8 protein-coding genes are annotated in these 8,991 nt (G+C 61.7%); 6 read left to right on the top strand and 2 right to left on the bottom strand.

What is annotated here, in order from left to right:
• The coding region (sucB, locus tag HMPREF1478_RS10880; protein WP_016461618.1) for a 2-oxoglutarate dehydrogenase, E2 component, dihydrolipoamide succinyltransferase at nucleotides 1–1,122 on the top strand (1,122 nt) is incomplete at its 5' end.
• Nucleotides 1,123–1,186: 64 nt separating this feature from the next.
• On the opposite strand, the gene HMPREF1478_RS08255 is transcribed toward sucB, so the two are convergent.
• The gene (locus HMPREF1478_RS08255) at nucleotides 1,187–2,527 is read right to left on the bottom strand and encodes a protein kinase domain-containing protein (RefSeq protein WP_016461617.1); all 1,341 of its coding nucleotides are present in this window, start codon (nucleotides 2,525–2,527) and stop codon (nucleotides 1,187–1,189) included.
• A gap of 105 nt (nucleotides 2,528–2,632) precedes the next feature.
• Between HMPREF1478_RS08255 and HMPREF1478_RS08250 the strand changes: the two genes are divergently transcribed.
• From HMPREF1478_RS08250 to HMPREF1478_RS08230, 5 genes are all read left to right on the top strand, one after another.
• Nucleotides 2,633–3,325 (top strand): DUF4191 domain-containing protein, encoded by a 693-nt coding sequence (locus tag HMPREF1478_RS08250; RefSeq protein ID WP_016461616.1) that lies wholly within the window; start codon nucleotides 2,633–2,635, stop codon nucleotides 3,323–3,325.
• Between the two features lie 143 nt (nucleotides 3,326–3,468).
• Entirely contained in the window at nucleotides 3,469–4,401 is a 933-nt protein-coding gene (locus HMPREF1478_RS08245) for an ABC transporter substrate-binding protein (RefSeq protein ID WP_016461615.1), read from the top strand.
• A 96-nt stretch (nucleotides 4,402–4,497) separates the two neighbouring features.
• Entirely contained in the window at nucleotides 4,498–5,442 is a 945-nt protein-coding gene (locus HMPREF1478_RS08240; protein ID WP_016461614.1) for an ABC transporter substrate-binding protein, read from the top strand.
• A 7-nt stretch (nucleotides 5,443–5,449) separates the two neighbouring features.
• Nucleotides 5,450–6,412 (top strand): amino acid ABC transporter permease, encoded by a 963-nt coding sequence (locus tag HMPREF1478_RS08235; protein WP_016461613.1) that lies wholly within the window; start codon nucleotides 5,450–5,452, stop codon nucleotides 6,410–6,412.
• Nucleotides 6,409–7,182 (top strand): amino acid ABC transporter ATP-binding protein, encoded by a 774-nt coding sequence (locus tag HMPREF1478_RS08230; protein ID WP_016461612.1) that lies wholly within the window; start codon nucleotides 6,409–6,411, stop codon nucleotides 7,180–7,182. The genes HMPREF1478_RS08235 and HMPREF1478_RS08230 overlap by 4 nt, the downstream gene beginning before the upstream one ends.
• Nucleotides 7,183–7,273: 91 nt before the next feature.
• On the opposite strand, the gene HMPREF1478_RS08225 is transcribed toward HMPREF1478_RS08230, so the two are convergent.
• A complete protein-coding gene (locus HMPREF1478_RS08225) occupies nucleotides 7,274–8,887 on the bottom strand; it encodes an ABC-F family ATP-binding cassette domain-containing protein (protein ID WP_016461611.1) in 1,614 nt (537 codons plus the stop codon).
• Between the last annotated feature and the right edge of the window lie 104 nt (nucleotides 8,888–8,991).

Raw genomic sequence — 8,991 nt, 5'->3', positions numbered from 1 at the left:
GCTCCCGCTGCTCCTGCAGCCCCGGCCGCTCCCGCTGCTCCTGCAGCCCCGGCCGCTCCCGCTGCTCCTGCGGCTCCTGCCGCCCCTGTAGCCCCGGCCGCACCGGTCGATCCTTTCCCGAATGCGTCGACCCTGGCGCAGACGGCTTCTGCTGCCCCGGTCGTCGAGGCCCCTGTCGCTGTGACCGGCTCCGCTTACGTCACGCCCATCGTGCGCAAGCTTGCTCGTGAGCTCGGCGTCGACCTGACGACGGTGTCGGGCACCGGTGTCGGTGGCCGCATCCGTCGCGAAGACATCGAGGCTGCCGCTGCTGCTGCCCGCGCCGCGGTTGCAGCGCCTGCGGCTCCCGCCGCGCCGTCAGCCCCGGCCGCCACGCAGCCCGCAGTCGTCCGTGAGCCCTCGCCGCTGCGCGGCACGACCGAGAAGATGTCGCGTCTGCGTCAGACGATCGCCCGCCGTATGGTCGAGTCGCTGCAGACTGCCGCTCAGCTGACCACGGTCATTGAGGTTGACGTCACCAAGGTCGCCGCTCTTCGCGCGCGCTCCAAGGACGCCTTCCTGGCCAAGCACGGCACGAAGCTGACGTTCCTGCCCTTCTTCGTCAAGGCTGCAACGGAAGCTCTCGCTTACCACCCGAAGATCAACGCGACCATCAACGACAAGGAGGTCACGTACTTCGATTACGAGCACGTGGGTATCGCCGTTGACACGCCGCGCGGTCTGCTGGTTCCCGTCATCAAGAACGCCGGGGACAAGGACATTGCTGGTATCGCAGCATCGATCAACGATCTGGCTGCCCGTACCCGCGACTCGAAGGTCGGTCCTGACGAGCTGTCTGGTTCCACGTTCACCGTGACGAACACCGGTTCGGGCGGTGCCCTCTTCGACACCCCGGTCCTGAACATGCCGGAGACCGCGATCATGGGTGTTGGCACTATTGTTAAGCGCCCCGTGGTCATGAAGGGCGCCGATGGCGCTGACGTGATCGCGATTCGCTCGATGGTGTACCTGTCGCTGTCCTACGACCACCGCCTGGTGGACGGTGCGGATGCCTCGCGCTTCCTGATGGATGTGAAGAAGCGCCTCGAGGAAGGTGCGTTCGAGGCCAACCTGGGTCTCTGATCACCGCTTATCACCTGTGATGGGGTGGGTCTGCGTAGCAGGCCCACCCCATCAGTATGTGACGCTACCGATCAGAACCCGGCCCCGCACCGCTCTGTCCATCGTCTGCGGTGACCGGCTCTGCTTTGACAACTTTGCCGGACACGGGATCAACGCGGATAACGAGATCTGTCACTTCTGGCGTATCGCGGTTTTCGCATCCGTTCGCGCGGCACACCTGAGACGACTGGACGGTGAGTGTTGCACCCACATCGATTGCTCCCTGCTCACAGGAGAGCACAGCGACATTGCCAATCGTGGAAGAGAGGGCCGCGACGCGAACACCTTGCGAGCGCATCGTGTCGATTCGGCTCGTATCCTGCTCGAGCAGTTCGCCGCCAAGTACCGACTGAAGGGCCGAGGAGTCACCGTCCACAACCGCACGATCGCGCGTCGTAATTGCACGGCTAATGAGGTCGGTGAGAACGGTCGGTTCACACATGCTGGACGCTGTGGGCGAAGCACTACTCTGGCCTGATGATTGTGTGCCAGGAGCACTGCCTGTGGCCTGTGGCGTGCCGTGCCACGTCCCATACGCCATGATGGCTAGGCCGGCAATGATCACAACGAGTCCGCCGGCGAGAATACTCACCCGCAACCGCTTCCCGATTCGCGGCGCCTCGCTACGGTGCCGTATGCGCGGCGAGGCGTCGTCGTTGTCGTGGTCAGTCACCGTCTCTTCGCGCAGCGCGGCTGCCCGCAGTTGCGCAATGACTCGCTCGGGATCGACAGGTTCGCGCAGGATGACGTGTTCCTCGGCTTCGACAACCGTTGGAGTTGCACATGATTGTCCCGAAGAAGCGCTATCGAATCCTAACTGCTCCAGTTCCTCCTCCATGCTCAGGAGTGCAGCGATCCGACGCAGGCACTGCCGATCTCCTGCTTTCCCTGACGTCTCGAGGCTCCATCCAGGGGTCCCCTCACCTTCACCGAGTTCGTCGATGAGGTCGATGATGACGGCTCGACCTTCCGGGGTGATGATGATGTTCGCCGGCGTCAGGTCCCCGTGCACGATTCCAGCGGCGTGTAACGCACTGACACCAGCCGCAATGCCGTGGACGATCTGACGCCGCGTTGCGATCGGGCGGAGGTCAGCCGAACCGAGTTCAGAATCGAGAGTTCGTCCGCGCACGTAGTCTTCGACGATTGCCCACCGACCGTCATCCGAGCGCACGACATCGCGCAGGGCAACAACATGACGCGAACTGATGGACGCCCAGGCCTTCCAGCGAGCGAGGTTCTGCTCTCCGTCACGAGGGGAACGTAAAGCGACCAACGCATCACCAGCTTCGGTGCGCGTTCTCCACAATGGACCGTTGCTCCCAATATGGAAGACCTGTCCGATCTCGTATCCGCCGATTTTCATGTTCCCATTGTCCGAATCCACATAATGTGATGCAACTCATTTTATAAAGTACCTGGTCGGACGCGAGCGCTTTTACTTCTCTCCTCTGCGTAGAATAATGACGCTATGAGTGAATCGAATCCCCCCGCTAAGAGGCGCTTCTATCAGAACATCCTCGATGCGTACCGCCTGACCGCACGCACATACCCTGCGCTCCCGTGGATGCTTCTCGGAACAGCCGCTGTGGTGATCGCTATCTTCATGCTGGTGGCCTGGCTGTCGAACACATCGTGGATTGGCTGGCTTGTCGTTGGCCTCATGGGTTCACTGACCGCAGCTCTTGCCCTTCTCAGCTTCCTGGCACGCCGCGCCCTGTTCTCACAGGTCGAAGAAACTGCTGGAGCCGTCAAGGTCGCACTGTCGCAAATCCAGAGGGGCTGGGTTATTCCCGAACAGCCTGTTGCATTTACCCGCGAGCAGGATCTCGTCTGGCGCATCGTTGGACGCGCCGGGGTTGTTCTCATCTCCGAGGGTCCCTCCTCGCGCGTTCGTCCGCTTCTGCAAGCGGAAGCAAAGCGAGTGACAAAGGTGATGCGCAACGTTCCGGTTCATCAGATTCAGGTGGGCCGCGAGGATGGGCAGATCGCCCTCAAGGATCTCCAGCGCGAGCTGCGTAAGCTCAAGAACATCCTCACCCCCGAAGAGGTCCCTCAGGTTTCTGCACGCATCAACGCTCTACGTTCGGGCGAGCCGCCGATCCCCAAGGGGATTGATCCGCTTCGCGCCAAGCCGTCGCGCCGAGCTCTTCGCGGCAACTGAACAATCGTTCCAAGTGGGCAAGCACTGAGTGCTTGCCCACTTGTGTATCCACCATCCGAGACGACAGTACAATGCATACTATGCATGTGCTTGCATATTCAGTGCGCAATCTCTTAGATACACGGATACCAAGGAACATAATCATGCACACGAAGACAATTTTCACGATGCTCACCGTAGCCACCGCCGCGACAGCCCTGACGGCGTGCGCGGATCCAACAACGACCACGAGCTCTGGAAGCACACCAGCGGCAACCGCATCGAGCGCAACATCCTACGACATCTCCTCGATTCCTACGGTTGACGAGATCGCAGCACTTATCCCCGACGATGTCAAAAAGCGGGGCACCCTGCGCAACGGGGCCTCCACCGGTTATGCCCCTGCAGAGTACATGGATGCCGACGGACAGACGCCAATCGGCTACGACATCGATATCAATAAGGCACTCGCACAGGTGATGGGCCTCAATGCAGGAGAGACGAAGCACTCCGAGTTCCCAACGATCATTCCTGCCCTTGGAACAAAGTTTGATGTCGGTATTTCCTCTTTCACCATCACGACTGAACGGGAACAGCAGGTCAACATGGTGTCCTACCTGAACGTCGGATCTGCATGGGGTGTCGCCACCGGCAATCCGAAGAACTTCAACCCCTCCGATCCGTGCGGGGCGACGATTGCCGTCCAGACCGGAACGGCCCAGGAGGAATATGCGGCCACACTGTCGGACGAATGTGTCGCAGCAGGAAAGGGGAAGATCACCGTCATGCCCCACGAACTTCAGACCGACATCGCCACCAAACTCATCGGCGGACAGTATGATGCGACGCTCGCCGACTCGACTGTCATTGGCTACACGAGCACCCAGTCGGGCGGCAAGATCGAACAGATCGGCGAGACCTTCGAATCTGCACCTCAAGGCATCGCGATCGCGAAGGATGACGCCCAGCTCACCGAAGCAGTCCAGAAGGCGATGCAGTACCTGATGGATAACGGCTACCTGACAGACATCCTGGCCACCTACGGTGCCGACAATGCGGCTCTCACAACCGCAGAGCTGAACCCCAGCGTCAACTGACTCGTGACGCGCCACGCATAATATGCATTTATATGCATATGGGTGCATAATGGTAGCAATCACGGGCTTTGGCCCACTCCCATCGGAAGGCACATCATGACCATCTCGAAGGCTCACGCCCTCATCGCACTCGCAGCTGCCGCTGCTCTCCCGCTCGCCGCTTGCGCGGACCCGACGTCGACCAGCTCGTCGACCAGCGGCTCGGACGCATCGGCAACCACCGCAGCCACGACCTCGTACGACGTGTCGAAGATTCCGACCGTTGACGAGATCGCCGCCCTGGTTCCCGACGAGGTTAAAGCGCGTGGCACGCTGCGAAATGGTGCGTCTGCCGACTACGCCCCTGCCGAATTCCTCGGTGACGACTCACAGACTCCGCAGGGATACGACGTCGACATCAACAAGGCGCTGGCCAAGGTCATGGGCCTCAGTGAGGGAACGACCAGCCACGCGGAGTTCCCGACGATCATCCCGGCACTGGGCACCAAGTTCGACGTCGGCATCTCGTCCTTCACGATTACCTCCGAGCGCGAGGAGCAGGCAAACCTGATTTCCTACGTCCAGGTGGGCTCCGCGTACGGCGTCGCTGCGGGCAACCCGAAGAACTTCGATCCGTCCAACCCCTGTGGCAAGACGATCGGCGTGCAGACCGGTACCGCACAGGAAGACTACGCGACCGAGCTGTCGGACAAGTGCGTCGCCGACGGCAAGGAAAAGATCACCATCATGCCGCACGACCTGCAGACCGACATTGCTACGAAGGTCGTCGGCGGCCAGTACGACGCCACCTTCGCCGACTCGACTGTCATCGGTTACACCGCAAATCTCTCGAGCGGCAAGATCGAGCAGGTCGGTGACGTCGTCGAGTCCGCGCCGCAGGGCGTGGCCGTCGCCAAGAACGATGAGCAGCTGACCCAGGCCATCCAGAAGGCCATGCAGTACCTGATGGACAACGGGTACCTCAAGGACATCCTGACCACCTATGGCGCTCAGGACGCAGCCCTGACCACCGCCGAGCTGAACCCGGCGACGAACGACTGAGGATCTCATGGCAACCATCAAAGACGGCGTCGAGCTGATCGACGCGAAGCCGGTTCCGCGCCCCGGGAGGTGGGCGAGCGCGATCGTCGCCGCGATTCTCGCAGCGATGGCCGCTCACGCTCTCATCACGAACGCAAACTTCCAGTGGCAGGTCGTTTTCCAGTGGCTGTTCTCGCGTTCGATCATGCAGGGCGTGCTCTTCACGATCATTCTGACGGTCCTCGCGATGGTGGTCGGCACCGCGCTGGCGATCACGATGGCGATTATGCGTCAGTCCGTGAACCCGGTCCTGCGCTGGGTTGCGATGGCCTACATCTGGTTCTTCCGCGGAACGCCTATCTACACGCAGCTGATTTTCTGGTCGCTGCTGCCCACGCTGTATCCGACGCTGTCTTTCGGGGTGCCGTTCCTCGGATCGTTGTGGGGTTGGGAGCTGAGCTTTGATACGGCCACCTATTTCACGCCGTTCTGGATGGCTTTCATCGGCCTGGGCCTGAACGAAGGTGCCTACCTGGCTGAGATCATGCGCGCCGGCCTGTTGAGCGTCTCGAAGGGCCAGTGGGAGGCTGCCACCGCTCTGGGCATGCCGCGCGGAACAATCTTCCGCCGCATCATCCTGCCACAGGCGATGCGTGTGATCGTCCCACCGATCGGCAATGAGACAATTTCGATGCTCAAGACGACCTCCCTGGTCTCGGCGATTCCCTTCACCCTTGAGCTCACGTTCATTGCGCGTCAGCGCGGCCAGGCGACTTTTGCGCCCGTGCCTCTCTTGATTGCAGCAGCGATCTGGTACCTCGTTATCACGAGTCTGCTCATGTGGATTCAGTCCTTCATTGAGAAGTACTACGGCAAGGGGTTCGAGCGCCGCGACAATGCTGGAACTGGCTCCCCCACCACCTCCGCGAAAGACGACGGGGATGATGAGGACAAGGCAACCAAGCTCAAGTTTTTGGATGTGACACCATGACGACCACGACACCCATGGTCTCCGTGCGCGGAGTCCACAAGTTCTTCGGCGACCTGCATGTCCTGCGGGGTATTGACTTGGATATTGCTCCGGGCGAGGTATGTGTGATCCTCGGCCCCTCTGGCTCCGGCAAGTCAACACTCTTGCGTTGCCTGAACATGCTCGAGGACATCAGTGCTGGTCGCGTCTTCGTCGACGGAGAGTTGCTCGGTTACCGCGAGGACGACAAGGGCGTGCTGCATGAGCGTCACGATAAGGAGATCGCTGCCCAGCGCTCCCGCATCGGCATGGTGTTCCAGCGCTTCAACCTGTTCCCGCATATGACGGCTCTCGAAAACGTCATGGAGGCCCCGATCCAGGTCCTGAAGCGCTCGAAGAGCGAGGCACGAGAGCAGGCACTCGAGCTCCTCGATCGCGTGGGTCTGGCTGATCGTGCGGACCACTACCCCGCCGAGCTCTCGGGTGGCCAGCAGCAGCGCGTGGCCATCGCCCGTGCGCTGGCGATGGATCCGGAGATCATGCTCTTTGACGAGCCGACGTCCGCGCTTGATCCAGAGCTTGTCGGCGAGGTCCTCCAGGTGATGCAGGATCTCGCGGCGTCCGGCATGACGATGGCTGTCGTTACCCACGAGATCGGTTTTGCCCGTGAGGTGGCAGATCAGGTGGTCTTCATGGACGGCGGCGTGATCGTTGAGGCCGGCGCTCCCGCCGAGGTCATCGACAACCCGCAGTCGGAGCGTACCAAGGAGTTTTTCTCCAAGGTGCTCTGATCCTCATTCGACGAGGCCGGGGCTGGGTTCTCCCAGTCCCGGCCTTTGTCGTAGTCGCCGCGCCTCGACCGTGGCGCGGAGGTGTCGCGTGTCAGGTCAGGGTGACGAGGTCGAGGTAGCTGTCGTCCCACAGGTCCTCGTCGGCGTCGGGAAGAAGGAGGACACGCTCGGGGTTGAGGGCTGTGACAGCGCCCGGATCGTGGGTGACGAGGATGACGGCCCCCTCATAGTCGCGCAGGGCAGCGAGGATCTCTTCGCGCGACGCGGGGTCGAGGTTGTTGGTCGGCTCGTCGAGCAGCAGGACGTTGGCTCCTGAGACGACGAGCGTCGCAAGGGCGAGACGTGTCTTCTCGCCACCGGACAGGACAGACACGGGTTTCTCAACATCGTCGCCCTGGAAGAGGAACTGTCCGAGGATGTTGCGCACGTGGGTATCGTCGAGCGTGGGGGCGGCCTCGGCCATGTTCTCGCGGATTGTGCGGTTTTCGTCGAGGGTCTCATGCTCCTGTGCATAGTATCCGAGCTTGAGTCCGTGGCCTGGCACGACTCGTCCCGAATCCGGTTCCTCGATGCCGGAGAGGAGACGCAGCAGCGTCGTCTTTCCGGCGCCATTCAGGCCGAGGACGACGACTTTCGAGCCGCGATCGATGGCGAGATCGACGCCTGTGAAAACTTCGAGCGAGCCGTACGACTTGGAGAGACCTTCGGCGGTCAGGGGTACACGCCCGGAGGGAGCGGGGTCCGGGAAGCGCAGACGCGCCACCTTTTCCTGTGCGACCTCCTGCCCGGCCTGGGCGAAGAGCTCCTCGGCGCGGCGCAGCATCTGCTGGGCGGCCACAGCCTTCGTCGCCTTTGCGCGCATCTTTTCGCCCTGAGCCTTCAGATGCTCGGCTTTTTTCAGCGCATTAGCGCGTTCCTTACGCCGCCGCCGCTCGTCTTCCTCACGCTGCTTGAGGTATGCCGCCCACCCGAGGTGGTAGATGTCGATCTGAGCACGATTCGCATCCAGGTAGAACACCTGGTTGACCGTGTCACCGAGGAGCTTGACATCGTGGGAAATAATCATGACGCCACCGGGGAACGTCTTAATCCAGTCGCGCAGCCAGATGATCGAATCGTGGTCGAGGTGGTTCGTGGGCTCATCCAGGAGGAGTACATCGGCGTTGGAGAAGAGCACGCGCGCCAGTTCGACGCGGCGGCGCTGGCCGCCCGAGAGCGTGTCGAGGGTCTGGTCGAGGACGCGGTCCTCGAGACCGAGGGAATGGGCGATCTGCGCCGCCTCGGCGTTGGCAGCCCACCCTCCGGAGTTCGTGAATTGCTGGTCGAGTTTGACGTAGCGTTCCATGGCGCGCTGCTGCCGAGCGCCCTCGGTCGTCGACATCTCATGTTCGGCCTTGCGAATGCGCGCGATGATCGAATCAATGCCGCGCACAGAAATAATACGATCCCGGGCCTTCATCTGAGGGTCACCCACGTGCGTATCCTGAGCGAGGTAGCCGACGGTGCCGTTGGAGGTGATCGTTCCCGTGTGCTCGGCGGCGCCCCCGCGATCAGCCTCGCCTGCGAGGAGGCGCATCGTCGTGGTCTTACCGGCGCCGTTACGACCGACGAGGCCGATACACATGCCTTTATCGATTCGGAAGCTCGCGTGGTTGACGAGCTCGCGGGCACCGATACGCAATGAGAAATCCTGGACGTTAATCACCCTCCAAGAGTAGAGGGAGGGGTGCCTGTGGGCGAATCAACCCACGCCGGTATGCCTCCCGATGCGCGCAACGGCACGATCAACAGGCACAATGGATGTCGGGT

The sequence above is a fragment of the Actinomyces sp. HPA0247 genome, assembly GCA_000411415.1.
Classification (GTDB): Bacteria; Actinomycetota; Actinomycetes; order Actinomycetales; family Actinomycetaceae; genus Pauljensenia.
This window is presented reverse-complemented; position numbering and strand designations above follow the sequence as displayed.